The organism is Bartonella sp. CL25QHWL, assembly GCF_042195335.1.
Lineage (GTDB): Bacteria > Pseudomonadota > Alphaproteobacteria > Rhizobiales > Rhizobiaceae > Bartonella.
The window spans coordinates 40,333-66,770 of the sequence record NZ_JBHIOE010000012.1 but is presented as its reverse complement, the minus strand read 5'-3'; the positions used below and the strand labels follow the sequence as shown (position 1 = coordinate 66,770).

Sequence of the window (26,438 nt, the reverse complement as noted above, 5' to 3'; positions counted from 1 at the left end):
CTTCAACTGGAACAAACGGTGCAGGCATAGGTTGCACAAAAGAATGGTCCTCTGGAACAATTGGTACAGAAGGACGTGCAGGTTCAACAGGGGCAGAAGGAGTGGGGACAAAATCTGGAGATGAAGGAGATACCGGAACAGAAGACGGTGATAGAAACTCTATGAAATGATTATTAGATGGAATTTTCTAGGAAAAAAACTGCAGTTTAGAAGGCTGCTAGTAGGCAACCTTGCTCTTTAGAGAGGGAAATCAAAAAAATTTTATTTAGGAAAATAGTGTTGAATTCCATTCTTCTGATCGTAGGAATAAATCGTTGTTTTAATGATGATATCAGCTATTTTTTGCCGAATTTTTAAGAAAAATGCTTTTGTGGAAGTATGTAGCCTATATAGATGTTGATAGGGAGTGGGGTTTTCGGTCTTAGGGGTGATGTTTTTATTCTTGTATGGGGGTAGCAATGTTAAAAGGTCAAAAAACATGTCTAAGGTATTTTCTTGTCTAAAGGGGGGAAGGAAAAGAAAAGAGAAGATTTAATGATTACGAAGATTTTAGGAGACTTTGGGGGGGGAGATTAGGGAGATAGGATTTCTGAGAGCTCTAGAGATGCAAGGGGATAAGATTTCTGGAGGATTGTGTGGGCATTCTTTATCGGCGATGATTGCGCTTTTGGGTGCTTAATTTAATCAGTGATCTTGATTATACCACATTCACCATTTTCGCTACCGAAGGAGAGGTTTTGCCCTGCTTGATCCCAGTTAAGTGCTGAGATAGCGCTTTTCCCATAACCTTTTAGAAGGACTTCTTTTCCATCATGAAAATGTGCCGCTAAAATCATTCCATCATTGAAGCCTATTGCTACAATTTCTTTGTTTGGGTGGCATGAAACGGTGCTAACAAGCGCATTTGCTCGTGTGCCTAGTTCTAGAGGTGTTTTTCCCATGGGGCCGTCTTTTGTATGAAAGGGCCAAACAATTGCGGCAGAGGCACCTGATGTTGCTAGCCATTTTCCTTTTGCGCTCCAAGACCAGCTTTTGACTTTGCTTGGGTAGCCACTCATCCGTAAATGTTGATTATCAGTGAGACGCCAACCGTGTAAGGCGTTTTCTTGCATCGTGGAAATGACATAGCGGTTGTCTGGTGAAAAGGTGACGCCACAATGAGCTCCTTTCCATACCAATGTGGTGGGAGATATTTGCGTTGATAACCAATGAAGAGTGACTCCATTGTAATGGGCAACGGCAAGTCGTAAACCCTTTGGGGCAAAAGCGAGTCCTTCTACACTACGTTCATGTGTGAGCTCTTGTCGTTCTTTTCCAACATGCGCAAATGCGAGACGTGAGGAGGAAAAAGCAAAAGCTTTTTGTGGACCAAAAGCAACGTTGTTTATCCATTTGCGTTCTTTTTGGCTTAACACTTCCGTGTGATCTGCTGCGGTTGTTTGACAGACTTTTCCATCTTCTCCACCGGTGATGATCGCGGTATTGTCATGGGAAAAATGGCTTGAAATTATTCCTTGGTGAACTTCAACGATTTGTGGGGCTGGATTAAAAAAAACAATGAAACCTTCTACGGAAACAAAGGCTGGTTTATTGCCTATAAAACCGCAGGAAAGGCAGTAACTTTTGAGATCATAATGGGTAATGTTTGGCATTATCACTCACTTATGCGCAATTTTCAAAACCAGTTTTTAATTTTTCAGCATCAAGAGAGCGTCCTATAAAAACAAGGCGACTTTCTCGTTTTTCATCTTCACGCCATGGGCGTTGATGTTGTCCCTCAAGAAGCATATGTATTCCTTGAATGACGTAACGATCATCGTCTCCTTGAAAGGCGATAATGCCTTTAAGGCGCAATATATCAGGTCCTTGTTGCTGTGTAACCTGCTGGATCCAAGGGAAAAACTTTTCTGGTTGCAGAACATCTGTTTTTAAACTTACAGAAGTGATGGTAATATCATGAATGGGGGATGCGTGATGATGGTCATGATCATGATTACAATCGGGACCACATACATGATCTGCGTGATGATGGTCAAGAAAATGGGGATCATTATCTAAAGTGCGTTGGAGATCAAAGAAGCCACGATCGAGGAGTTTATCAACAGGGATGTTAACGCGCTCTGTTGCGTAAATTATAGCACGAGGATTAATGGCGAGAATAAGGGATTCAGCATGGCTGCGTTCTTGTTGGGTGACAAGATCAATCTTATTTAAAAGAATAATATCCGCGAAGGCAATTTGATCTTCAGCTTCACGACTTGTTTTCAGTTGAGAGGGAAAATGCTTTGCATCAACGACCGCTATGACACTGTCGAGAGCTGTTTTTTCATGGATAGTATCATCCATGAAAAAGGTCTGTGCTACAGGAACGGGATCAGCAAGCCCTGTCGTTTCTATAATGATCGCATCAAATCGATGAGAACGTTGCATCAGACTTTCCAGAATGCGAATGAGATCACCACGTACGGTGCAGCAAACACAGCCATTATTCATTTCATAAATTTCTTCGTCTGATTCAATGATCAGGTCATTATCAATACCAATTTCACCAAATTCATTGACAATGACGGCATAACGTTTGCCATGATTTTCACTGAGAATGCGGTTGAGAAGGGTGGTTTTTCCAGCACCAAGATAGCCTGTGAGAACCGTAACGGGAAGTTTTTTTGGGTGTGTCGTTTCCATGGAGAGACCTTTTATTGTTCTTTATTGCCATGTGTTTATGTTAAATCGATTGATATCATCAAGTAAATCACGAAGCTGAGACAGAACATGAGAAAAGATTGCTTCACCGGCTTGTGGTGTTGCTTTGCTTGCGTTTCCTGCCGCACCTTGCGTGTTCAGATCTCGCATTGTCCAACCAAAGGCATGAGGACCATAAGCACGTAAATATCGATAATTGGCAATCATATCCGCTTGTTTATTATGAAAATTTTTTGCCTTTTCCATATGGACTTTTTCTGGTGCTAAATAGAGCATGAGAGAGGTTTCGATAAAGCCTCCATGGATATCAAGATGTTGTTGAGACGGCTCTATGAGACCTTGTGGTAAACCAAAACGGCTCCAGCTTGTTGCTACAGCGAGCATGGAAAGGCGCCTTCGTAATTCGGTGATAACGATGCTCATTAAAGGTGAATTGCCTCCGTGAGCATTGAGAAGAAGAAGACGGTTGATCCCTTTGTGATAACAGTTTTCACCAATCTTTATCCATCGCTTAATCGCATCGGAAAAGGTAAGAGTTTGTGTACCTGTAACATCCATATGTTCTATAGAATAGCCAATCTTTTCAACCGGTAAAAGTGCGATATGAAACTGCTCTTTTGTTTGTAAAGTGAGGGCTTTTGCAAAAGCTTCAGCAATAATCCAGTCGGTTTCGAAAGGAAGGTGCTCTCCGTGATATTCGTGTGCGCCCAAAGGTAAAAGAGCGAGAAAAGGCCTGTTAGATACCATAAATTATTGCCTAAAAGAGAAGTTAACATAGACAAAGTGATCGAAGGTGCTGTCACTATTTAATCTATCTATAAGAGAAACGCAAATAGGCGTCTTTTTACATCACATATGGATGCATAAAAATGAGAGCTTTGTTAAAAATAGAGAAGCTTTTATTGAGCAATGCCAACGCAACTTTTCTGTAATATTAGGCAATCTTTCTCAAGATAGTTGTCTTTTGTAAGTATTTCTGATGTATATTATCATTTTTTAATAAGTAAATATTTATGCATATTAAATACTTCACATAAATAATGAAAAAATTATTTTTCATTATTTATTAAAAATGTAATTTTTTCTGTAAATTACATATTCTTTTTTTATTATAGAGCGAGGATGATCAAAGTATTTCTATTATTACAATAGTACAGACTTTTGTTGCAATCAGGAATTCTATTCAATTATCTGTATATTACAAAAGAATAGAAATATTTGTTGATTGATTTTACTTTGGATAGTGTCTTAACAGATTTTAGTGTTCATGAGAAAAAATAAATATAAAGGGAAGAATTCACGTAAGATAAATTTGTAATCTCATAGAGCAGTTTATAAGATGATTCAGTAAGAAACACCGTTGGATACATAATAAACAGAACGCCATTGTGTTGCACATTGACGCTTTTGTTTTAAAGAAACATTTCTCAAGGTATCCAAGCCTATTTTGCAACGGCGCCCGTGAATAGTATAACGGTAAAGCTTTATAATATAAAATCTATTGTGTTCCACCATATTTACACTTTTAAAGTAAAAATGGGTATCATCATTCACTTTGCTAGTTTTCAATACTGTGTTAACAGCGCTTGTTAGTTAAAATACCTCATAAGTAATATTTTCCTTTCTTCAAGTGTGTTTACACACACACACCGATCTCGTTTGTGATTTGCAAGTGAAGAAATTTGATTGATTCAATATAAACAGAGTTAAAATTAAGAGAGTTTTATAATCGTCAGCTTTCTCATTCAACATGCAAAACAATAAATTATTATTATAGATTAATATTTTGCGATTAAAGTGATCGGTTGATGAATTTATCATTCAATATCAGTTTTCATGGCGTTATTTTTTCAATGTGCTTACTTAAGTTGGTATTTTAAAAATGCAATTTTTTAGTAAGTTTCTCTATTCCTTTTCTTTCAAGAATTTGATTAATTCTTTATTATTATTATTTATTTTGCACAAATTGAAGACAGTTATGTGAATATTGCTAAAAATTTCGTTCAAAGAGAATTATTTGTTACTAATATAGAGTAAATATAATTACTTAAAATATAAATATGGTTGTGATCTACAATATTGACGAAAAATATGGAATAACTTTTATGAAAATTAAGAAAGAAAGTTTTTTCAGTATTTTGGGGATCATCTCATTTTTCATGACTCTCTTTTTATCTGGTTTTAGGTAGTTTGTTGGTGTTCTAGTATTGCTTATAATTTTTTTGTAAATCTGATAGATTTACTTATTTCATGCGTTTGTTTTATTAGGTTTGAAAGTCAATATTTTGTGTCCTTTATGCTGTATGGGATAAAGGGGGCTGAATTACCTTTTTTAAGATGCTAGCAGTATTTTTTTCTTTTTATATATCAGTAAAAGTTGAGAATCATTTTATTAACGTCTCTTCCATTTGAAAATAGAGATCTTAATTGCTTTTTATAATTTATACCTGTTTTATAGAAAAAGAGTACACTATTTTAAGGTTTATTTATTAGGATAAACTTGTTTTAGATCAAGGTTTTTATTCGCTACCAATTTTATGTTTCAATATTACTGATGAGTTATATAATAAAAGATTCACTAACAATATTCTATTTTTGTTTTTATTTAAATAATATATAAGTATTATCATTATATTGACAGTTTTAAATGATATAGTTCTTTAAAACTTCATTTTAAATTATTTATAAAATCTCTATTATTTAACTTTTTAAATGAATTTGTTTTTTAATATTTATTATAATGAGAAATTTTATAAATTATTATTACTTTGAAGAATAGAAATAAAAAATGACAAAATATTACTGTTAGTATCTTAAGTTATTATAATGTAAAAGGAATAAATCGTTTTTATCATTTATTGTTTTTTGTGTATTTACATGTAATACATAATGTGTTATATTGTAATAACAAAATTACATATAATGTTTTATTATGTCTGATTATATAAATGATTAAATATAAGTTTTGTTTTTTATATATGTGAAGATTACTTCATTTTTTCAGTGAAGAAAAAGAGGAGCAAAGAAAGCTATGTTTAAAATATTTAAAAATCGTGTATGTTCATTCACTTTTACACTATTTATTCTTTTTTTTGTACAAACTATAGCGGGAAATGCAAGTTTTTTAAAAAATCAATTTCAAGAGAGAATGGCAATTACTATTTCTACATTAGAAAAAAATGTAGCTATTAAAACTGTGAATAGAGCAGTTATTCAAGGCGTTGAGGAACAAGATGGTATTGCTGTGGGGAAAGCTGAAAAAGCTGCTGCCTTTTCAGGTTCAGCTTTTTGGGGGGGGGTAGGTATTTTATCACTTCTTGCTTCTTTATGTATTGGGGATGTATTAGGTGCTGTTTTATCTCTTTGGGGAATATTCGTTACACTTTAATAGAAAGATCATCGATAAAGTCGATGACTTTTTTGTTCATTTCATTATGTTGAAAAAAATACATACTTGAAATCATTTATACTGTATTTGATAATAAAATTACTATTCTTAATAATAAATGTAGCTTTTATTAACATTATTAAAGTTCAATGTTTTACATTTATATTTTTTTTACAAAGTAGTGTAACCTGATTTTTTATAGTCTATGGTTATTATCCTAGTAATAAGGCTAGTATAATCACTCTCTCTAACAGCCTTTTAATATTGTCTACCTTCTCTCATATGAAGATTATTCATCAAAGGTATATTTTATCCTTTTTAAATTTTTTTATCTTTCATAAGGGGATAAAATAAAAAATATCCCTGTATTCATGGCTCTCATGCAATAAGAAAAATGAGAAATTATTATTTATCATTTCAAATTTGTTTGATGTTAAATCCATCAAAAGTATTTTTTACGTATAACAAGTTGTGTTCGTGTATGGACAAAATTATTAAAGAAAAAAAGAGTAAAAATTCTTCTCATGAATTATCTCAAGTGCTATGCGCTGTTGTAATATTGGCAAATAAAATGATGATGCCAGTTTGTAGCTTTATAGAGCAAAGATAGTGATACACAATGAACCTTATGCCATCTCATGGGGTGGTTTATACTGTCGCATTTACGGGACATATTGTGAGAGCGAAGTGGTGATGTGCGTCGTTGGAAAATGCTTTTATTAAAACAGAAGCCTGAATTTTTGATACAAGTGTATTCTGGGTTGTTCTGTTGCGTAAGGGAAGGGTACTGTTAAGTAAAGTAATTTAGGAGTGTTTATAGCTTAGCGGAAGAAGGGCAATGAAGTAAAAGGTCTTGTTTAGCACGAAGACGTGCAATCCATTGATCTTCACGAATAGCAGTATTATGTACTGTAATGAGTTCGTTTTTTTTAATTGCGGCTGTTACTGTTGCTTTTTCCAAAAGACCACAAGGAATGGCGTGGTGAGCGCGTGCTTCTGCAATGTTCATTATCCAAGCACGATAAGTATAAAGACCGATAAAGTCTAGCTGATCACCTGGATGTAAATCTTTTTTAGCAACAGCACAGACTTCTACTACGGGATGGCTAAGAGGAACCATATCTTTTTTGCCATAAAGCATAATACGTGCGCAGGTGAGGGGAACTTCCATTGCTGTTAAATGATAGGGGCGATGAAAGGTGAAGTAAGGCCCCTGACCAATTTTTAAATCTTCCATACGTTCGCGTAAACGCGGGTGTGCTATTTCGGCAATGACAAAGACACCAGGTGAAACACCTGGACCTATTGAATAATCTACAACACCATATTGCTGTAAAATACCCCCATCTTGTTTTGGAATAAGCACTTTGTTTAAATCTTGTAGCGCTGCTCGTGGTCCATGCATTCCTGGGCAATCGGGGAGAAGTCCGGTGGCATTGGCAATGGCTGCCATTTCAACCATCGTTTTGGAACCATCAATAAATTCGACCAACATGCGCACATTCATATTACGCCGGTATGCTTCTTCTTCGTAAGCGTCAGGTGTAGCATCAAAGCGCAGAGGATTATTTTTTCCTTTACCCGCTGCAACAATCTTATGTCCAAGGGCTGAAACAAATTCTATGAGTTCCATACAAGCAGTTGGTTCATCGCCGGCACCAAGTGTATAAATGAGCCCTCGTTTTTCTGCTTCATGTTTGAGATAAGCGCCAATTGTAACATCTGCTTCAACATTCATCATGACAAGATGTTTGTTATTCTCAAGCGCTTTGATACCAATTTCTGCTCCTGCTTCGGGATAGCCTGTTGCATCAACGATAATATCAATTTGTTCATGACGTAAAACAAGGTTAATATCATCTGTTGCTGCAATCAAATTTTTTTCAATGCTTTGCGTGAGAGCATAAGTATTTTCAACTTCACAGACATGTCCACCCTCGCCATAGGCTAGTGTAGCGGCATCAAAAATACGTGACGGCGTTCTAGTGGCTACAGCTGCGACTGTTATACCATCCATATGTGCAATACTTGATAATAAATCTGTGCCCATTTCACCACAACCAATCAGTCCAATACGGATGGGAGGATGCTTTTCTGCACGTTGTTTTAAATCATGCGCTAAACCTGTTAGGTTCACATTGCTTGCCATTCTTTTTTCCCATTTGAAAACTATTCTGCTAAAGAACTTTTCTCATTCATAAAGTGCATTTGTTTTTAAGACAATTAATCTTTTATTCTTGATGCTCTAATCAATGGATTTTATAAAAGCAAGAGGGGTGGTTGCTTTTATCAAATAAAATAGGAATAGCGTTATGCAGCAAAAAATAGCAGTACAAGATGTCACCAGTTTTATTGGGAAAGAAATGGGATTATCGGAGTGGCGTCTTGTTACACAGGATATGATTAATCAGTTTGCATGTGCTACAGATGATCATCAATGGATACACGTTGATGAGGAAAAGGCTAAAAAGACACCTTTTGGCGGCACGATTGCTCATGGTTTTTTAACATTATCGCTTTTGTCTACGCTCGCTTATGAGGCGCTTCCAGAGTTAGAAGGGAGCACAATGGGGATTAATTATGGTTTCGATAAAGTACGCTTCATGAGTCCTGTGAAAACAGGGGTACGGATACGTGCGCGTTTTGTGTTAGACGACGCAGAAATTCGCCCTTCTGGTCGAGTGGTTTTCCATTATGGGGTTACGGTGGAAATTGAAAAGTTAAAAAAACCAGCTCTTACAGCTCAATGGCTTATTGTTGCTATTTTGGAAGAAAAACCTTCCAATATCTAGATTATTTGAGTGCTTTATTTTATAAAATTTTTATACAATTCTATTAGAAGTTTCTTCAATGATAATATTGAGAATAATCTATAGGATGATAGATATAGTGGAGCTATCATAGCGTTGATAGCCATAGCAGGTTGCTATTTTCCTAGATTGTTTTGAAGAGGAGTTTCTTAATGAAGATAGTGCATTGCTTCACGCTTTTGTTTATAGCGTTCTTTAATGGGATCATACCCATCACGTAAAACAGAACGCTTCAAATGGAATATACTTGCGTTGCCAATTCACGGGCTTATTTTAAAGAAACATCTCTCAACGCTTGTTACACCCATTTCGCAATGGCGCCTGTGAATGGTATAATGATAAAGCCATTGAGCACCCCTATCTTTTCTTTATGCTTTGTAAAGAAGAAAGCCGACACCATCATATTATATGCTAACCGCCAATGTTAAGACAGGTCTTGGCGCTTGAGATAATTCATAAGAGGCATGCCTTCCTTCCTTTCTTATATAGTTTTTACTCACCCAGCTCTTCCCGCTTGTAACGTGCAAGCGAGAGGTTTTGGTTGATTCTATATAAGTTCAATATGTTCTCTAAGGTTGGGAAAGGTCGTGACCAATGTCTTAATTTGACATGATAATTTATCATTTTTATGTTAAGAGAGAGTCTCACATACTGTGAGATCTCTTATTTTATCCCCTTTTATATTCAATCAATTAAAACTATTTTCTTTCATTTTACAAACGGATGGGGAGAGATAAAAACTGTTTAAGAAAAAAGTTCCTAATCTCTTATGAGCGTTTTCGATAGGCAAGGGGGAAGCACTTTGGAAGTGGCAAAGAGGATGATGGTATTGGCATGTGAAATTCTAAGTCTTTTAATGTTTTGTTTTATCAAGTTTTTGTACGATTTTATCAGAAGTCCATTGGGTTATAATATTGAGCATGATCAAAAGGATGATGACGATGGTCATGATGAAGGTATTATAGCGTTGATAGCCATAGCGGATTGCCATATCCCCTAAACCGCCTCCACCAAGATATCCAGCAAGTGAGGTGGCTCCTATGAGAGAAATGACCATGACTGTAAAACCTGTAATCAGGCTAGGGAGAGCTTCAGGAATAAGAACATGTCTGATAATTTGAAGACGGCTTGCCCCCATAGAGCGGATCGCTTCAATAAGACCGTTTTCAACGGTTTTAAAAGAGAGTTCCGCCATGCGTGCATAAAAAGGGATAGCTGAAATGGTCAGTATAAAAATTACAGCAGGCATTCCTATCCCTCTTCCTACAACGATACGCGTAACGGGAAGAAGATAAAATGCAAGAATAATAAAGGGAATGGCACGAATACTGTCAATGATCATGCTTAAAGGGCGATTGATGAGAGATGAGGAAAAAATCCCCCCGCGTGCTGTTGTGTGAAGAAGAAGACCAAGGGGAAGCCCTATAATAAATGCCATAAAAGAAGCACTAAGTGTCATCAATATTGTATCAATAACAGCTTGGGGAAGTTCATGAGACAGAACATTAAACATAGCCTAAGACCTCACAATATCGTCCTTTTTTCGTTAACCATTGAACAGCTTTTTCTAAAGCTTCTTTATCTTCTCCAGGAAGAGCCAAGAAGAGTCTCCCGATGGTTTCATCTTGAACTGTATCAATGCCACCATGCAAAATACGTGCTTTTAAACCACTCTCATTTTCTAGAAGATGAAGAAAAGGCTGCTGGGCAATTTCACCGGCAATATTAATTTCAATGACAGCTTCTCGTCCGATTGGTTTGAGATTTTTCGCAAATTTTTCAGGAAGTTGCGGGGTGACAAGCTTGAGCATGGCTATGGTTGTATCGTCTTGCGGTGATGTAAAGATGTCTTTCACACGTCCTTCTTCTACAATGTTCCCCTGATTAAGAACAACAACGCGATGCGCTATGGTGCGCACAACTTCCATTTCATGGGTGATGAGCACAATCGTGAGATTGAGGTGTTTATTAATATCAGCAAGGAGCTCTAGAATAGATTGTGTTGTTTCAGGGTCAAGAGCAGAGGTAGCTTCATCTGATAACAATATTTTAGGATTAGCAGCGAGCGCACGAGCAATGCCAACGCGTTGTTTTTGCCCCCCTGACAATTGTGCCGGATAGCAATATTCTTTCCCAGATAACCCAACCAATTCAATCAGTTCAAGGGCACGTTTGTGGCGTTGTTTTTTACTTACACCACTTAATTTAAGCGGCAATGCAATGTTATCAAGAATATTTTGCGATGAGAGAAGATTGAAATGTTGAAAAATCATCCCAATTCGTTGACGGTAAGGCGCCCATTCTATCTCTGATAGATTGGAAATATCAACACCTTCAAAAAAAATGGACCCTGCATCAATCTTCTCTAACCCATTTAAACAGCGGATAAGTGTTGATTTTCCTGCTCCACTGCGCCCAATAATGCCAAGGATTTCACCAGCATGGATATTTAAAGAGAGATTATTAATTACCGGAATACCAGCCGTTTTGTTAAAACAACGGCTGATGTTTTTTAAGGAGATAAGAGTAGGTTTTTCCATTCACAATTACTCGGACATTTGGCACAATTACTCGGACATTTGGCACAATTACTCGGATATTTGGCACAATTACCAAGATGTTTGGGCGGTTTTGCCAAAAATCTCTTTGATTTTTGCACGGATAAGATCGTTATTGTAAGCGGCAACTAATTTTTTAACCCATGGCTCATCTTTTTCGCTCGTGCGTACAACGATGATATTATCATAAGGATTATTTTTTGCGCTCTCCCATGCGACTACATCTTTTTCGAAGTTTAATCCGGAAACAATAGCCCAGTTTGTGTTTATAATTGCAAGATCAAAATCGTCAATAGCTCGCCCTAACATACCGGCATCGAGCTCACGAATTTGCAGGTTTTTAGGATTTTCGATAATATCAAGCGGAGATGCAAGAATATTATGAGGATCTTTTAATTTAATGAGACCTAAAGAATTGAGAAGAAGTAAGGCTCTTCCACCATTAGATGGGTCGTTCGGAATACCAACATGTGCACCATCACGAAGATCTTTTAAGTCTTTTATTTTGTGTGAATAAACACCGATTGGAGCAATAAATGTATAGCCGACAATTGAAAGTTTATAGCCACGTTGTTTCATTTGTTCATTAAGATAAGGGGCGTGCTGAAAAGCATTCGCATCGATCTCTCCTGCGTTAACAGCGTCATTAGGCAAAGCGTAATCAGAAAAATAAACGAGTTCAATATCTAAACCGTCTTTTTTAGCCTGTTCAGCAGCAGTTTTCCAAATAATCGCATCCCGCCCTTCCATAATACCAAGTTTGATTTTTGATTTGTCTGTAGCCATGACAAAGACCGTAGATAAAAAAAGAGCAAAGAGAGAGAGAAATAATCCTATAATCCGACTACGAGAAAAAAATTTTAATGTCATGTACTTTTAACTTTCTTTTCCAGGAGATTTTTTGAGGGAAGTGTCAATATGCTCTGTATTTTTTTAGGGAGATTTAAAGTTATACAAGCTTTAGAGAATATTCAATCACTTTTATTTTTTAAAGAGTATTATTTTTCCTTCTATTTTAGTTGTTTTGAGGGCTGATCATCATTCATTCTCAGAAATGCTCTGAAATTCGGGCAATCAATTCTTCTATTGCAATCATTTGTTGAGGGAACCAATGACACTTAAAAAACTTCTTTAAGGGACGATTGGTTGAAGAACCGGACAATCAGATGATGCTTTAGCCGTAAATTCATGAAGAACATACTGCGCAATCAAGATCAAAAGGCCGTGTTCGTGTAGGCGATAAAGAGAGATTTTGTTGCAATGTTGTGGGGTCTTTGGGGGGATAAAGGTTGCTGATCATTGGATTTAAACGCGGCAAATTTTTGTAAAGGCGAAATTTTGCCCTTCACATGTTTTAGAGAGGAAGAAAAATAATGTTAAGAAAGAAATTTTTATCAACAACAATGATTTTATGGGCTTTGGGAGCGTCAGAGGTGGCTGTGACTGCTTTTCACGCAGAAGCTGGAACCATTACAGGAACAGTTGCTCGTGTTGCATCAGGTCAGGTATCTTTACGCACAGGTCCTGCGACAGCTTATAAAGTTATCGCAATGGTTCCAATGGGAGCAAAAGTGCAAATTTATGGCTGCCTATCCAATAAAACTTGGTGTTCTCTTGGTTATCACGGAAAAGTTGGTTGGGCATCTGCACGTTACGTCAATGTTAACAATGTTCCTACCATTGCTTTTAAAAGGATGCCTGTAAAATCAAAAGCCATGGTAAAATCGCCAAAAGAAAAAGTAAAACAGGCTGTTTCCGACTTTAAAGCTCTTCCGGCGATTCAAAAAACACGGAAAAATATGCAAAAACTATACAGAACAGATGTGATTATCGATTCTACAGGTGTAAAAAAAAGGGATGAACGAACAATTTTAAATCCGTCGCAAAAAGCACAAGGCGTTTCTGTAAAGCACGTGAGTGCTTATAATCCCTCCTTTCCTAATAATGTCAATTACAAAAATTTTGAACGTAATGAAACGCGTTACCGTGTCGTGACCTATCCTGCTCGATAAGGGTAAAGTTAATTTCACAACCGGAATGACAAATAGGATCAGCAGCATAAAGCAAAAAATGCTTATGCTGCTGATCCTATTGTACCGTAAAATGGTATTAAGGCGGCAATGCTTAACTTAAGGTGGTGAGGCATTCAAGGATATTCAGAGTAAAATTTGTCAATACCTCGAATTACGGTTCTTTAGGATGGTGATATGAATCCTCAGCTGGAAAAGATTATACTGAAGAGAAGCCGGACTTTTGACAGACCGGTTAGGGCTCTTCATCTTTTCGGACAGGGCATTAATTTGCGGACTTAGGCTTTATCAAATTACGAGAAATGAGCAATTCAGCAATTTGAACGGCATTCAATGCTGCTCCTTTTCTTAAATTATCGGCGACAACCCAGAAAGCTAAACCATTTTCAACGGTGATATCTTCACGAACACGACTAATAAAGGTATCATCTTCTCCGGTACCTTCATAAGGTGTGGTATAACCACCATCTTCGTGTTTATCGATAAGCTGACAGCCTGGTGCATCGCGGAGGAGCGCTTGTGCTTCAGATGCGCTTAGTGGTTTTTCAAATTCAACATGGACGGCTTCGGCATGACCGATAAAGACAGGGACCCGAACAGCAGTGGCCGTTAATTTAATTTTCGGATCGAGAATTTTCTTCGTCTCAACCGTCATTTTCCATTCTTCTTTTGTATAACCATCTTCCATGAAAACATCGATATGAGGAATGACATTAAAGGCAATACGTTTAGTGAATTTTTTTGATGTAATTGGGTCTGCAACAAAAACTGCACGTGATTGTTCGAAAAGTTCGTCCATTCCTTCTTTACCAGCTCCAGAAACCGATTGATATGTAGAGACAACAACACGTTTAATGATTGCAGCATCATGGAGAGGTTTTAAAGCTAAGACCAGTTGAATTGTTGAACAATTAGGATTTGCTATAATATTACGCTTAGAAAAGGCATTTATAGCTTCGCCATTGACTTCAGGGACTATTAACGGAACATTGGCATCATAGCGCCACGTGGAGGAATTATCGATGACGACACAGCCGGCAGCAGCGATTTTAGGGGCGTATTCTTTGGAAATGCTTCCTCCCGCAGACATAAGACAAAAATCTGTGTCAGAAAAATCGTAAGTATCCAGTGCTTTTACTTTTAAAGTTTTATCTCCATAAGAAACTTCTTGTCCTAATGAGCGTCGTGATGCTAGAGGGACAATTTCATGCGCAGGAAAACCACGTTCTTCTAAAATTGTAAGCATTTCACGACCAACATTTCCGGTCGCGCCGACAATTGCAACTTTAAAACTCATTTTCTATATACTCCTCATGTCTCTCCACATTTATTCCCCGTGCTATACTCAGGAGAGAGTGAGTTGGTCAAGGAACATCATTAAATTATATTTTTGATTTTCAACAACTCAATTTTGTGCACAGCAATCATCATCGTTAGCACAATAAATTGTTTTATTTCAAATGATACGTCTTTTTTAATCTTTCAGAATTGAAAAAATTGAATATTTTACGCTAAGCTATTATCTCTTTAGAAAACACTTTAATTAAGTGAATTCCTTATCTTCTGTCAATTGTTTACCTTCACACTTTTGAATTTTTTAAAGATGGTATTACGTATCGCGTTGGTGGAATCTTTTAATACTTTATCTGTTAATTGTTGAATTATTTGATTTTCTCCCTATGCCTTTAAAAGCGAAGCTTCCTATTACAGTCTGTAAACAGCTAGATTCTAGCGGCTTCCCATTTTTCACTTAAACTAAAGGCTCAACAAGCAGGCCTAAAAATATTTAAAAAGATATTGGGTATCTAAAAAACATTTGAATGTTTCAAGGAGGTATGCGTGCTTCATGCCCTCATACCTTAAATGATAGAATTTATGGCACAACAGAATAAACTTAAGTATCCATATATAGATAAATTCTTATGAAAGTTATACATATATTTTTTTCGTGTCTATTTTTTACTTTATATTTCTTATTTTTACTTTAATCCTATTTTGCTATAAATATCAATCTTTGTAGTATGGTGGTATAAGATCTTTAATCTTTCTCGATATATTTAAGTGTTTTTTTAGTGTGTGGGAATATTCTTAGGCTTGTTTGGAGAGCCTTTTGTTTAAGTGAGTCATATGAGTGGAAAGCCGTTGAACACTCCCATATTTACGTTTAATAAAAGAGCAAGTTAGCACCATCATACATTTTTTTAGCACCCAATGTCGTTACAGCTCTTGGTATGTGAGACGATTCAATAAGAGGTATGCCTTTTTGTACGTTTTTACTCACACGCCAACTTTGCTTGTGTTGTGCAAACAAGAGATTTTGATTGATTCAATATAGAACACGTTTGAAATGAAAGAATTTTACGATATTCGAAACACTTATTCAATATCAATAACGTTAGATTATCATTATAAATCAACGTGCTATTTCTAAGTTAAACTCGTTAGAATTCGGATTATTTACAAATCAGATTAGATTAAGAATTTTCATTCTCATGAGGTGTGGGGAGACAGTCACAATTCTTGTCAAGATTATTAAGGACGTTGATTGTCCTTTCAGTGAATTTATGAAAATAAGGGGTCATTTTTTCATCAGAAATCAACTGCAAAATTGCTCTTTGTTTTTTGCGGGTCAGTATTCTGAAATTTTTTAAAAGTAAATATTCTGCTTTGCTTGCTATTCTGTCATCACAATGATAGGGGCTCTCTTCTTTTTTTGCGCTATCAGCATAAAAGAAGGAAACGGGAACATCTAATATATGAGCAATTTCCTGTAAACGTCTTGCACTTACGCGATTTAAGCCTTTTTCATACTTTTGGATTTGTTGGAATGTTACGCCTAAATGACTTCCTAATTGTTTTTGAGAAAAACCCATGACGTTTCTTCTGAAGCGAATTTTTTGGCCTAAAGAAATATCGTAAAAATGTAGATTTTTGGCTTTCACTTGATGTCCCCACCGGTTGCGAGCGCCCTCGCATTAGTATTCCGGGGTCTGGCAACACATTGATTTATAATAATAAATCATCATTTTTCAACTTGAATCATAACTCCGAATATAGTAAGATTTTCTCATCACAAACCCTCTCAGATTGAATCAATTAATATCACTTGCTTGCACGTCAAAAGCGGGGCTGGTGTGTGGGTAAAAATGAGGAAAGAAAGGAGTAAAAATGCCTCTTATGAATCGTCTTAATGCAAGGGCTGTCGCAACATTGGGGGCTGGCAAATATAATGATGGTGCCGGCTTGCTTCTCCATAAGCGTAAAGATGGTGGTGCTCAATGGCTTTATCGTTATACCATTCATGGTCGGCGCCGCGAAATGGGCTTGGGTGCGTTGCGAAATGTTTCTTTAAAAAAAGCCCGTGAATTAGCAAATCAATGGCGTTCTGTTTTGCATGAGGGGCGTGATCCCATTAAAGAACGTGAGAAACAAAAGCGTGAGGCAATAAGTAATCTCCATTATTTAAAAGACATTGCCTTAGATGCTTTTGAAAGTCGTAAAGCTGAATTAAAAGGAGATGGCAAGGCTGGGAATTGGTTTCTACCTTTACAACTTTATATTCTCCCCAAATTAGGCTGTATTCCTATTTCAGAAATTACACAAACAGAGATACGCAATGTTCTTGCTCCCATCTGGCATGCAAAAGCTGCAACCGCAGAGAAAGCAATAAATCGTCTTAATATTTGTCTCAAACATGCTGCTGCTTTGGGGCTGGATGTTGATTTACAAGCAACGATAAAAGCACGGGCTCTCTTAGGGAAACAACGCCATAAAGCACAAAATTTACCAGCAATGGACTGGAAAGATGTTCCTGCCTTTTATCAGTCACTCTGCAAAACAACAACAATGACACAACTGGCTTTGCGTTTTCTTATTCTTACAGGCGTTCGTACACGTCCTTTGCGCTATATGCATGAAGATCAGATTGATGGGGATATATGGACCATTCCTGCTGAAAGTATGAAAGGACGACGCGATGCTACAGAAGAATTCCGCGTTCCTTTATCATCAGAAGCACTAAAAGTGATTAAACAAGCACGCCTTTTATCTCGTAATGGGTTTCTTTTTTCTGCAACCGGTCGTGGTCCCCTTGCACAGAACAGCATGTTACAATACATGAAAAAAACAGGACTTGAAGCCTGTCCGCATGGTTTTCGCTCTAGTTTACGTGATTGGCTCGCAGAAACAACCAATGCCCCTTATGAGGTTGCTGAAACCATTCTAGGTCATACGGTTGGGGGAAAAGTGGAGCGTGCCTATCGTCGGACTGACTATTTAGAACAGCGTCGTATTTTTATGGATAGATGGGCTTCTTATGTTACTGATCAAAACAATAAAAGTTGTGGATAGCTCTATGTCTCCATTTTCCTTATTTTATCCATAACGGATAATACAATCACAAATTATTGCTTCTCTTGATAAAAAATCACAAGATATTGTTTTTTTGCTGGAAAAGTTTGCTACGAATTGCTATTTATATATAGTTAATAAACAGTGATTCTATCATTTAATATAAAGGGGATTCCATGATTCCAAACGGACCACTCCTCACAGTACGTGAGAGTGCAAAACTACTTAATATAAGCGTTTCAACACTTTGGCGGCGGGTCGCTGATGGCTCGGTACCAAAGCCTTTAAAGATTGGTTCCTTAGCGCGCTGGTTACAATCTGACCTTTGCGATGTAATCGAAAAGGCAAAAAACCAACGTGGCAACGACGCCGCCTAAAGAAAACTTCGCCTTATAGGACAGACAAAGTATTTCGACTTTCGCAAATCCCGAAATAACAGAATCTGTCCTGTAATGCAAGTAGCAGGAAGGGATTTTATGCATTTTACAAATGCTACAACAAGCAATGCTTATGCATTGCATACAACAGCTCAAAAAATTACTTGTGCATTACGTGGAGTTTGGCATGGGCGTTATGGAATAGCCCGTTGCCCTGCTCATGATGATAGGCTGCCTAGCTTATCCCTTGCCAATGGACATGATGGGCGTCTCTTACTCTATTGTTATGCTGGCTGCTCTTTTAGAGAGATCATACAAGCACTCATTAGAATTGGATTGCTTGGAAAACAAGCTTATGATCAGACGCTCTCTTTCTCCAAACAGTTTTGTGCTGATCTCAAACGAGCAAAACAGAAAGCAGAGAGAGCAAAAGCAATTTGGCAACAAAGCCAACCAATCAAAAATACTTTAGCAGAAACCTATTTACGCATGCGGGGTATTACATGTGATTTGCCTGCTGATTTACGTTTTCACGACAAGTGTCTATACCCCTCTGGGGGTACACTGCCCGCGTTGGTGGCTCTTGTTAAGGGCGCTGGCTCTTTCGCCATTCATAGAACCTTTTTACAAGCCAATGGCTGCAAAACAGACCAAAAACCAGCAAAAGCCATGTTGGGATCTGTAACGGGTGGTGGGGTGCATTTAAGCCAAGCCAATCCAAAACATTTGGTCATTTGTGAGGGCATTGAAACGGGTCTGGCTCTTTTGTCTGGGTTGTTATCTGAGCCTGTGAATTTATGGGCGTCTCTTTCAACCAGTGGCATGATGCGTGTGAATTTACCCCCTACAAAAGGGCGTCTCACCATTGCAATGGACGGCGATGATGCGGGTCGTAAAGCAGGTTTTACCCTCGCTGCGCGTGCCTATAACCATGGCTTTGAGGTCTTTATGATGCAAGCTCCAAAAGGAACGGATTTTAATAACGTATTACTTTCTTAAAAGAGGGAAACTATGAAAGATAGTAATTTACAAAACAATAATGAAAATACTCCCGTCAATGATAACGATAATGTCTCTTTAAACGAAAATACTTGTTTAAAAGCCATTCCTTATGAACAAGCCTTGCAACAAAATGGTTGGGGGCAATTAAAACCGATTGCTACGGCTCTCTTACCTGTCGAGCCTTTTAGCTTATTACAGCTTCCAATGCCATTAATGGACTATATTTATGAGGTTGCCGATCTTCAACAATCTTCTATCGATTTTATTGCTATCTCTGCTTTATGTGGCTTGGCTGCTGTGATTGGCAATGGCGTGCGGATTGCTCCCAAAAAACATGATAATAATTGGAAAATTGTTCCTAATCTCTGGGGTGCTCTTGTGGGGCAACCTTCAACACTCAAAACACCTACCATGCAAGCCGCTTTAACTCCTCTCTATGCCTTTCAAGAGGAATGGCATCAAGAATGGTTAAAGAAGAAAGAACAGCAAGAAAAGAAAGATATTCTTATTGAATTAGATAAACGAGAAAAGAAAAAACAAGCCTATAAAGCACTCAAAGATCAAGATGAGGAACAAGCCCTTGCCCTTCTTTCACAATCTATTGAACACAAAGAAAGTGATGATAACACTCTTGATAAACGACGTCTTATTGTCAACGATGTGACTGTCGAAAAGCTTGGGGAACTCTTAAAAGAAAACCCCCGTGGTCTCTTGATGGTACGAGATGAATTGGCTGGGTTTTTAGCTAATATGGAAAGAAAGGAATACCAAACAGACCGTGCCTTTTATCTAACAGCTTTTAATGGCAATACGTCATACACCTATGACCGTATTGAACGTGGAACCATTCATATTCCCAATGCAACCATTTCCATTATTGGGGGCATTCAACCCTCACGCATTATTCCCATTATTCAAGCCATGTGCCATGGAATAAATGATGATGGTTTCATGCAACGATTTCAAATGATTGTATGGCCCGACGAACGAAAAAAGCGGTTATGGACGGATAGACCTCCCAATCAAAAGGCATGGGAAAGCTATCAAGGGGTCTTTCGTTCTCTTTATGATAAACCGTTAGGCTCACCAAAGCATCCGATAACCATACACTTTTCTACTGATGCCCAAGAGATCTTTCGTGTATGGTGGGAAGATTTTCAGAAAAAAATAAATAGTGGTCATTTCTCTACAAATTTACAATCGTATCTTTTGAAAATGGATAAAACCATACCAACACTTGCGTTGATTTTTGAATTGACCGAAGGGGGTCGTTTTGAAATCAATAGAAATGCTCTTGAGAGAGCCTTGTATTGGGAAAAATATCTGTTAAGTCATGCCAAACGTCTTTATGCGGCGCATGATACATTAGCAACAGAAAGTGCAAACTTGCTTGTCAAGCGCTGTGATTGTTTACCTAATGTTTTTACTGCACGGGATGTTTATAAACGTGATTGGAAATGTTTAAAAGACAATGAAGCTGTGAAGCAAGCTTTAGAGCTTTTATGCCGTTGCAATTATATTCGTGAAATCTCTGGAGACAATAACTCCCAAGGCGGTCGACCTACCATACGCTATGAATGGCATCCTTTAGTGAAAAGTCATAAAACATTTCAATGAATGAATTTTAAATTCCAATAAAACATATAACTTATGTATTCATAAAATGAAACCTTCAAAACACTTCCCATCTATTGGTTTTGGAGGTTTTGGGGGTTTTGGAGGTGCTTTTTATTCCCCTCTTTATATATTTTAAAAATCAAAATAAAAGTCACTATATTTCAATATGTTAATTTTTATCAACTTTTCAAAAAACAATCTATATCAACATTACAACCTGTAAATTCAACTTATAGCATAGGTTTTGTAGGGGTTTTGGGGGTATAGGGGGGGTATATGCTTTTTATCTTTCTTACAAAGCAAGCAATAAAAGCCTATCAAAACATACATTCTGATATCTTAAAAGCACATATCAAATTTGTCTTTTTTCCATAAAACGAACAGCAAATTTCACTATTTTGCTGATTTTACCTCATGTCATAGGCTGTGGATAAGTAGCCTTTAATAAAATTTCTTTTTAAGCAGGTTATGGGTCTTTAGCACCCTTTTTTTATTTTATTATTGCTATTTGTTTTAAATAGATCTAGCAGATTCTATTTAAAGTTTTTTGACACCTATAGATCAACGCTTATAAAGCGGTGGGGTTTTATTATAAATGCTTCAATCTCATAACAAACCACTGACATTACGCTCTCTGTTACAATCCTACCGTGATCATACAGAAAGTGCGCGCGATAGAGGAACTTCTTTTGAAAAGTTTGTAATTGCTTATTTGACGCAAGACCCTCTACAATGCCAAGAATATGAAAAGGTTCAAACCTATTGTGAATGGGCAAAAGAGCATGGAGAAGATGGGCGTGATATCGGCATTGATCTGGTTGCTAAAATTCGTGATGAAGAAGGATATGCCGCTATTCAATGTAAGTTTTATAGTGCAAATCATCAAATCAAGAAGGAAGATATTGATAGCTTTATTGCTGCCTCGGGAAAAAAGATCTTCACACGCCGTATTCTGGTTGATAGCACCGAAGGTAATTGGAGTAACAATGCCGATCTCACCTGTGAAGGACAAGGAATCCGCATTCAACGGATTAATCTTTTTGATCTGGAAAACAGTCAAATAGATTGGTCAACCTTTGAAAGCAAAGGGGAAGCTACTCTTAAGAAAAAAGAACCGAAAAAGCTTTTAGATCATCAACAAGAAGCGCTTAAAGCTGTTTGTGAAGGGTTAAAAGAAGCAGACCGCGGCAAGCTGATTATGGCGTGTGGAACGGGAAAGACCTTTACCAGTCTGAAGATAGCAGAAGCTCTTGCTGGTCAAGGTAAACGTGTTTTATTTCTTGTCCCCTCTCTTTCTTTAATGTCACAAACAATAAGAGAATGGACAGGAGATACAGCAATACCCTTGCGTTCCTTTGCGGTGTGTTCTGATACACAAGTTGGAAAACGTCGTAAAGCCCAAGATGATGCCGCCGAACTCGATGTCTCGGATCTCGCTCTACCAGCAACAACAGATTCTCAAAAGCTTGGAGAAAAAGCCAATAAGGTTTCTCCTGATGCCATGACAGTGGTCTTTGCTACCTACCATTCGATCCAAGTGATTTCGGATGCGCAAAAGAAATATGCTTTACCGGAATTTGATCTGATCATTTGTGATGAAGCACACCGTACCACTGGAGCTGTGTTAGGAACAGACAAGAGTGAATCTGAGTTTATCAAGGTTCATAATAATAGCCTTATTCGGGGCAAGAAACGTCTGTATATGACAGCAACCCCTCGTATCTTTAGTGATAATGCCAAAAAACAAGCTAATGAGATTGATGCTGTTCTGGCTTCTATGGATGATGAAGAGCTTTATGGCAAAATCTTTTATTCTTATAGTTTCTCCCATGCTGTAAAAAATGGACTTTTAACGCCTTACAAGATTATCGTTTTAGGTGTTGATGAAGGAGAAGTGAGTAAATCTATCCAGCATCTGATGACAGATGAGAATTATGAACTTATTCTTGATGATAGAACAAAGATCATGGGTTGTTATCAAGCTCTTACCAAAATGGATCTGAAAATTGATCTTGGGGATGATACAAGACCCATGCATCGGGCTTTGGCTTTTTGTAGAGATATTGATACTTCTGAACGCATATGTAGAACATTCAACGATGAAGAAGTTAAGAAAGATTTACGTAATCTTCATGAAAACCATAAAAATATTCCCCCTCTTAACTGTCAAGTAGATCATATTAATGGAAAATCTGGTGCCAAAAACCGTACGATAAAACTTGATTGGTTGAAAGAAGATGCGGGTGAGAATGTCTGCCGTATATTAACCAATGTACGCTGCCTTTCAGAAGGTGTTGATGTTCCTTCCCTTGATGCGGTTATGTTTTTACACCCGCGTAAAAGCCAAGTGGATGTGATACAAGCAGTGGGACGTGTGATGCGTCGTGCAAAAGGCAAAAAGATGGGCTATATCATTTTGCCGGTTGGTGTTCCTGCTGGTGTTTCACCAGAAGAGGCATTAAAAAACAATAAGAGATACAGTGTTGTCTGGCAAGTTCTCAATGCTTTGCTTGCCCATGATGAGAATTTTAGTAAAACCCTTAACCAGATGGTCTTAGGACAAGACGTAAGCTCTATCATCGACATTGTTACAGTTTCTAAAAAGACCGAATTAGAGAATGTCACCACGGTTATTGACGAAATCACGCTCCACGAAAAATCAGAAAAATCCGGACTTCGTATTGGGACACAAGCTCATGAACCGCACCAAACATATGAAGGACAAGGAAGATTGCCCTTTTTTGTTGAGTTTCCCAATGCTCTCAAAACACTGATTGTTAAAAAATCTACCATGAGTGATTATTGGGGCATTTGGGCTGGCAATGTTGCTGAGATTGCACAAAACCATATCACACGCCTTCAAACTATGCTTTCTGATCAGACAAGCGAAGCTTATCATGCCTTTGATACGTTTTATAAAGAATTAAAAAACAACTTAAACAGTGAGATAAAGCAAGAAGAAGCGATTGAGATGTTAGCGCAACATCTTGTAACGCGTCCCGTGTTTGAAGCTTTGTTTGAGGGCAATGAATTTGTGCAAAACAATGCCATTTCGCAAGCAATGGAAAAAATCTTAACAGAACTCGACAAAACCAATATCGAGGAAGAATCCAAAGAATTACAAGAGTTTTATGACAGCGTAAAGTTCCGTGCCTCTGGCATTACAGAACCACAGGCAAGACAAAATCTTATTATCAAACTTTACGAAGATTTTTTTACCAAGGCATTTAAGAAAACCACGGATAGGCTTGGGATTGTTTATACCCCCGTTGAGGTCGTGGATTTTATCATTCATTCTGTTGATGATGTTTTACGCAATGAATTTGGAAAAAGCTTGGGGTCACGTGGTGTTTCTATTCTTGACCCTTTCACTGGAACGGGGACCTTTATCACAAGGCTTTTACAATCAAAGCTCATAAAACCAGAGGATATGGAATATAAGTTCCGTCATGATATCCATGCCAATGAGATTGTTTTGCTAGCGTACTACATAGCAGCCATTAACATTGAATCGACCTATCATAGTATCATGAAAGGACATTATATTCCTTTCAAGCATATTGGTTTAACCGATACATTCCGGATGCTTGAAAAACAAGATCTGATGAGAGGTTTACTAGAGAAAAACAGTGAATATTTAGAACTTCAGAAAAACCTCAATATTGAAGTTATTTTTGGGAATCCTCCTTATTCAGTAGGGCAAAAAAGCGAAAATGATAATGCAAAGAACAGCCCTTATCCCATATTAGATGAACGTATCCGTAAAACTTATGCTGCTCAATCGAAAGTAACGAATATACGAGCACTTTATGACAGCTATATCCGTGCCATTCGTTGGGCAAGTGACCGTATTAGTAATGCTGGGGTAATAGGCTTTGTTTCTGGTTCTGGTTACATAGAAAAGCCAACAATGGATAGCTTACGAAAATCTTTAGCCAAAGAGTTTACGAGTATTTATGTGCTTAATTTACGGGGGGATATTCGTAAAAATATGTTAAGCGATGGGAAAGCTCAAGAAGGTGAAAATGTTTTTGGCAATGGTAGTATGACTGGTATTGCTATAACATTGTTTATCAAAAATCCCAATGCTTCCGGAGATTGTAAAATTTACTATCATGACATTGGTAATAATTTCACGACAAAAGAAAAACTTACAGCTCTTGAATACTTTGGTAGTATTGATGGCATTACACGTGAACAAAGTTGGCAAATGATCACGCCGGATGAACATGGTGATTGGATAAATCAACGTGATGAGAGTTTCAAAACATTCCTAGCCCTAGGTGATAAGAAAAGTCATGGTAAAAAGCTGTTTGAAAATTTTTCTCGCGGTATTATGACGAGTCGTGATGCTTGGACATACAACTCAAGCCCTGAAGCTCTAGCAAAAAACATGAGTAATATGATTGCCTTCTATAACAGTGAAGTGGAACGTTTTAATGATACTTATGCACACACTGACCGTAAAATACATACCAATGTTGTAAATAATTTTGTAAATTCAGATGAAAGTAAGATAAGTTGGAGCCGTGGACTTAAACAAGAGTTGACAAAAAGAAAATTTTTTGAATTTGAAGAGACATGCCTCATACCAAGTCTGTATCGTCCTTTTACACAACGATGGCTTTATTATAATCGTACCTTCAATGATATGGTTTACCAAATGCCGCGGATATTTCCTATAGAAAAAGCGACTGAAAATAAAGTGATACAAGTTTCTTCTGTAGGAGCAAGAAGTGGATTTTCTATCTTGATGACTAAAAATGTACCTGATGTGAGTGTAATAGATACAGGTCAATGCTTTCCACGCTATATTTACAAAGATGATACGGTTTCAAAAAGTAAAAATGAAAAACAATCCCATTTATTTTTAATTTCTACAGAAGAAAGTAAAACAGCTGATTTACAGAGGCGTGATGCCATTACTGATGAAGGATTAGCACATTTTAAAGCAGCTTATCCGAATGAAAAAATCACTAAAGATGATTTGTTCTATTACGTCTACGGATTGTTACATTCGGAAGATTATCGTGCTCGTTATGCTGATAACCTCTCTAAAGAATTGCCTCGCATCCCTTGTGTAAAAAGCGCTGAAGATTTTTGGAAGTTTGTTAATGCTGGACGTGAACTAGGGCATTTGCACGTGAATTATGAAACTGTAGAGCCTTATCCCGTGACCTTTAAAAAGGGTAATCCAAAATTAACTGACATCTCTAATCCCGAAAAGTTTTATTACGTTACAGAAATGAAATTCGCAAAAGCAGGTAAAGAGAAAGATAAATCGATTGTTTTTTATAACAGCAATATCACAATAACAGATATCCCTCTTGAAGCTTATGAGTATATCGTCAATGGCAAGCCCGCTCTTGAATGGGTTATGGGGCGTCAATGTGTAAAGACTGATAAAAAGAGTGGCATTGTGAATGATGCCAATCACTATGCTGTTGAAACCGTTGGCAACCCTGCTTATCCATTAGAGTTGTTTCAAAGGGTTATTACCGTAAGTTTAGAGACAATGAAAATCGTTAAGAACCTACCAAAACTAGAAATTAGAGAAACTGAATAACTTAAAAGCGTGCTCACATAATGGGTATGATAAACTC

The 26,438-nt window shown here is 37.3% G+C and carries 17 protein-coding genes and 1 pseudogene; 8 read left to right on the top strand and 10 right to left on the bottom strand.

What is annotated here, in order from left to right; translation table 11 throughout:
• Positions 1-680 precede the first annotated feature (680 nt).
• Genes ACFILY_RS07510 through ACFILY_RS07500 form a run of 3 tightly spaced genes read right to left on the bottom strand, consistent with a single transcriptional unit; the run spans position 681 to position 3,450 of the window.
• Entirely contained in the window at positions 681-1,652 is a 972-nt protein-coding gene (locus ACFILY_RS07510; protein WP_375637761.1) for a WD40 repeat domain-containing protein, read from the bottom strand.
• Positions 1,653-1,662: 10 nt separating this feature from the next.
• Positions 1,663-2,685: a CobW family GTP-binding protein gene (locus tag ACFILY_RS07505; protein ID WP_375637762.1), complete on the bottom strand. Its 1,023-nt coding sequence runs from the start codon at positions 2,683-2,685 to the stop codon at positions 1,663-1,665.
• 21 nt (positions 2,686-2,706) lie between these two features.
• The gene (locus ACFILY_RS07500) at positions 2,707-3,450 is read right to left on the bottom strand and encodes a creatininase family protein (protein ID WP_375637763.1); all 744 of its coding nucleotides are present in this window, start codon (positions 3,448-3,450) and stop codon (positions 2,707-2,709) included.
• A 2,284-nt stretch (positions 3,451-5,734) separates the two neighbouring features.
• Here ACFILY_RS07500 and ACFILY_RS07495 point away from each other — a divergent pair.
• A complete protein-coding gene (locus ACFILY_RS07495) occupies positions 5,735-6,091 on the top strand; it encodes a hypothetical protein (protein ID WP_375637765.1) in 357 nt (118 codons plus the stop codon).
• Between the two features lie 814 nt (positions 6,092-6,905).
• Here ACFILY_RS07495 and ACFILY_RS07490 read toward each other — a convergent pair.
• Positions 6,906-8,240 (bottom strand): NAD(P)H-dependent oxidoreductase, encoded by a 1,335-nt coding sequence (locus ACFILY_RS07490; protein ID WP_375631493.1) that lies wholly within the window; start codon positions 8,238-8,240, stop codon positions 6,906-6,908.
• A 163-nt stretch (positions 8,241-8,403) separates the two neighbouring features.
• Here ACFILY_RS07490 and ACFILY_RS07485 point away from each other — a divergent pair, with 163 nt between their 5' ends.
• Positions 8,404-8,883, top strand: coding sequence for a MaoC family dehydratase (locus ACFILY_RS07485; RefSeq protein ID WP_273791472.1), 480 nt, complete (start codon positions 8,404-8,406; stop codon positions 8,881-8,883).
• 170 nt (positions 8,884-9,053) lie between these two features.
• Here ACFILY_RS07485 and ACFILY_RS07480 read toward each other — a convergent pair.
• The 4 genes and pseudogenes from ACFILY_RS07480 to ACFILY_RS07465 all read right to left on the bottom strand — a co-directional run.
• Positions 9,054-9,209 (bottom strand): annotated as a pseudogene (locus ACFILY_RS07480) (integrase); the annotation flags it as partial.
• Positions 9,210-9,754: 545 nt separating this feature from the next.
• Positions 9,755-10,414, bottom strand: a complete 660-nt coding sequence (locus ACFILY_RS07475) for a methionine ABC transporter permease (RefSeq protein WP_015856780.1) — start codon at positions 10,412-10,414, stop codon at positions 9,755-9,757.
• Complete coding sequence (locus ACFILY_RS07470; RefSeq protein WP_273791471.1) at positions 10,407-11,441, bottom strand: methionine ABC transporter ATP-binding protein; 1,035 nt, start codon at positions 11,439-11,441, stop codon at positions 10,407-10,409. The genes ACFILY_RS07475 and ACFILY_RS07470 overlap by 8 nt, the downstream gene beginning before the upstream one ends.
• 69 nt (positions 11,442-11,510) lie before the next feature.
• Complete coding sequence (locus tag ACFILY_RS07465) at positions 11,511-12,329, bottom strand: MetQ/NlpA family ABC transporter substrate-binding protein (RefSeq protein ID WP_273791470.1); 819 nt, start codon at positions 12,327-12,329, stop codon at positions 11,511-11,513.
• A gap of 503 nt (positions 12,330-12,832) precedes the next feature.
• Here ACFILY_RS07465 and ACFILY_RS07460 point away from each other — a divergent pair.
• Positions 12,833-13,471 (top strand): SH3 domain-containing protein, encoded by a 639-nt coding sequence (locus ACFILY_RS07460; RefSeq protein ID WP_273791469.1) that lies wholly within the window; start codon positions 12,833-12,835, stop codon positions 13,469-13,471.
• A 283-nt stretch (positions 13,472-13,754) separates the two neighbouring features.
• On the opposite strand, the gene ACFILY_RS07455 is transcribed toward ACFILY_RS07460, so the two are convergent.
• A complete protein-coding gene (locus ACFILY_RS07455; protein ID WP_273791468.1) occupies positions 13,755-14,786 on the bottom strand; it encodes an aspartate-semialdehyde dehydrogenase in 1,032 nt (343 codons plus the stop codon).
• 1,177 nt (positions 14,787-15,963) lie between these two features.
• Complete coding sequence (locus ACFILY_RS07450) at positions 15,964-16,362, bottom strand: helix-turn-helix domain-containing protein (RefSeq protein ID WP_275065251.1); 399 nt, start codon at positions 16,360-16,362, stop codon at positions 15,964-15,966.
• 295 nt (positions 16,363-16,657) lie between these two features.
• Here ACFILY_RS07450 and ACFILY_RS07445 point away from each other — a divergent pair, with 295 nt between their 5' ends.
• The 5 genes from ACFILY_RS07445 to ACFILY_RS07425 all read left to right on the top strand — a co-directional run bounded on the left by ACFILY_RS07445 (position 16,658) and on the right by ACFILY_RS07425 (position 26,401).
• Positions 16,658-17,839 (top strand): site-specific integrase, encoded by a 1,182-nt coding sequence (locus tag ACFILY_RS07445; RefSeq protein ID WP_015856774.1) that lies wholly within the window; start codon positions 16,658-16,660, stop codon positions 17,837-17,839.
• Positions 17,840-18,015: 176 nt separating this feature from the next.
• The gene (locus ACFILY_RS07440) at positions 18,016-18,216 is read left to right on the top strand and encodes an AlpA family transcriptional regulator (protein ID WP_015856773.1); all 201 of its coding nucleotides are present in this window, start codon (positions 18,016-18,018) and stop codon (positions 18,214-18,216) included.
• A gap of 99 nt (positions 18,217-18,315) precedes the next feature.
• A complete protein-coding gene (locus ACFILY_RS07435; protein ID WP_375637766.1) occupies positions 18,316-19,215 on the top strand; it encodes a toprim domain-containing protein in 900 nt (299 codons plus the stop codon).
• A 12-nt stretch (positions 19,216-19,227) separates the two neighbouring features.
• A complete protein-coding gene (locus ACFILY_RS07430; RefSeq protein ID WP_375637767.1) occupies positions 19,228-20,835 on the top strand; it encodes a YfjI family protein in 1,608 nt (535 codons plus the stop codon).
• Positions 20,836-21,430: 595 nt separating this feature from the next.
• Positions 21,431-26,401 carry a DEAD/DEAH box helicase gene (locus ACFILY_RS07425; RefSeq protein ID WP_375637768.1) on the top strand — a complete coding sequence of 1,657 codons (4,971 nt, stop codon included), beginning with the start codon at positions 21,431-21,433 and terminating at the stop codon, positions 26,399-26,401.
• The last annotated feature ends 37 nt before the right edge of the window (positions 26,402-26,438 follow it).

Bases quoted from the DNA above. Each gene is read 5' to 3' on its own strand.
- ACFILY_RS07510 (WP_375637761.1), bottom strand. From the start codon at position 1,652: ATGCCAAACATTACCCATTATGATCTCAAAAGTTACTGCCTTTCCTGC.
- ACFILY_RS07505 (WP_375637762.1), bottom strand. From the start codon at position 2,685: ATGGAAACGACACACCCAAAAAAACTTCCCGTTACGGTTCTCACAGGC.
- ACFILY_RS07500 (WP_375637763.1), bottom strand. From the start codon at position 3,450: ATGGTATCTAACAGGCCTTTTCTCGCTCTTTTACCTTTGGGCGCACAC.
- ACFILY_RS07495 (WP_375637765.1), top strand. From the start codon at position 5,735: ATGTTTAAAATATTTAAAAATCGTGTATGTTCATTCACTTTTACACTA.
- ACFILY_RS07490 (WP_375631493.1), bottom strand. From the start codon at position 8,240: ATGGCAAGCAATGTGAACCTAACAGGTTTAGCGCATGATTTAAAACAA.
- ACFILY_RS07485 (WP_273791472.1), top strand. From the start codon at position 8,404: ATGCAGCAAAAAATAGCAGTACAAGATGTCACCAGTTTTATTGGGAAA.
- ACFILY_RS07475 (WP_015856780.1), bottom strand. From the start codon at position 10,414: ATGTTTAATGTTCTGTCTCATGAACTTCCCCAAGCTGTTATTGATACA.
- ACFILY_RS07470 (WP_273791471.1), bottom strand. From the start codon at position 11,441: ATGGAAAAACCTACTCTTATCTCCTTAAAAAACATCAGCCGTTGTTTT.
- ACFILY_RS07465 (WP_273791470.1), bottom strand. From the start codon at position 12,329: ATGACATTAAAATTTTTTTCTCGTAGTCGGATTATAGGATTATTTCTC.
- ACFILY_RS07460 (WP_273791469.1), top strand. From the start codon at position 12,833: ATGTTAAGAAAGAAATTTTTATCAACAACAATGATTTTATGGGCTTTG.
- ACFILY_RS07455 (WP_273791468.1), bottom strand. From the start codon at position 14,786: ATGAGTTTTAAAGTTGCAATTGTCGGCGCGACCGGAAATGTTGGTCGT.
- ACFILY_RS07450 (WP_275065251.1), bottom strand. From the start codon at position 16,362: ATGGGTTTTTCTCAAAAACAATTAGGAAGTCATTTAGGCGTAACATTC.
- ACFILY_RS07445 (WP_015856774.1), top strand. From the start codon at position 16,658: ATGCCTCTTATGAATCGTCTTAATGCAAGGGCTGTCGCAACATTGGGG.
- ACFILY_RS07440 (WP_015856773.1), top strand. From the start codon at position 18,016: ATGATTCCAAACGGACCACTCCTCACAGTACGTGAGAGTGCAAAACTA.
- ACFILY_RS07435 (WP_375637766.1), top strand. From the start codon at position 18,316: ATGCATTTTACAAATGCTACAACAAGCAATGCTTATGCATTGCATACA.
- ACFILY_RS07430 (WP_375637767.1), top strand. From the start codon at position 19,228: ATGAAAGATAGTAATTTACAAAACAATAATGAAAATACTCCCGTCAAT.
- ACFILY_RS07425 (WP_375637768.1), top strand. From the start codon at position 21,431: ATGCTTCAATCTCATAACAAACCACTGACATTACGCTCTCTGTTACAA.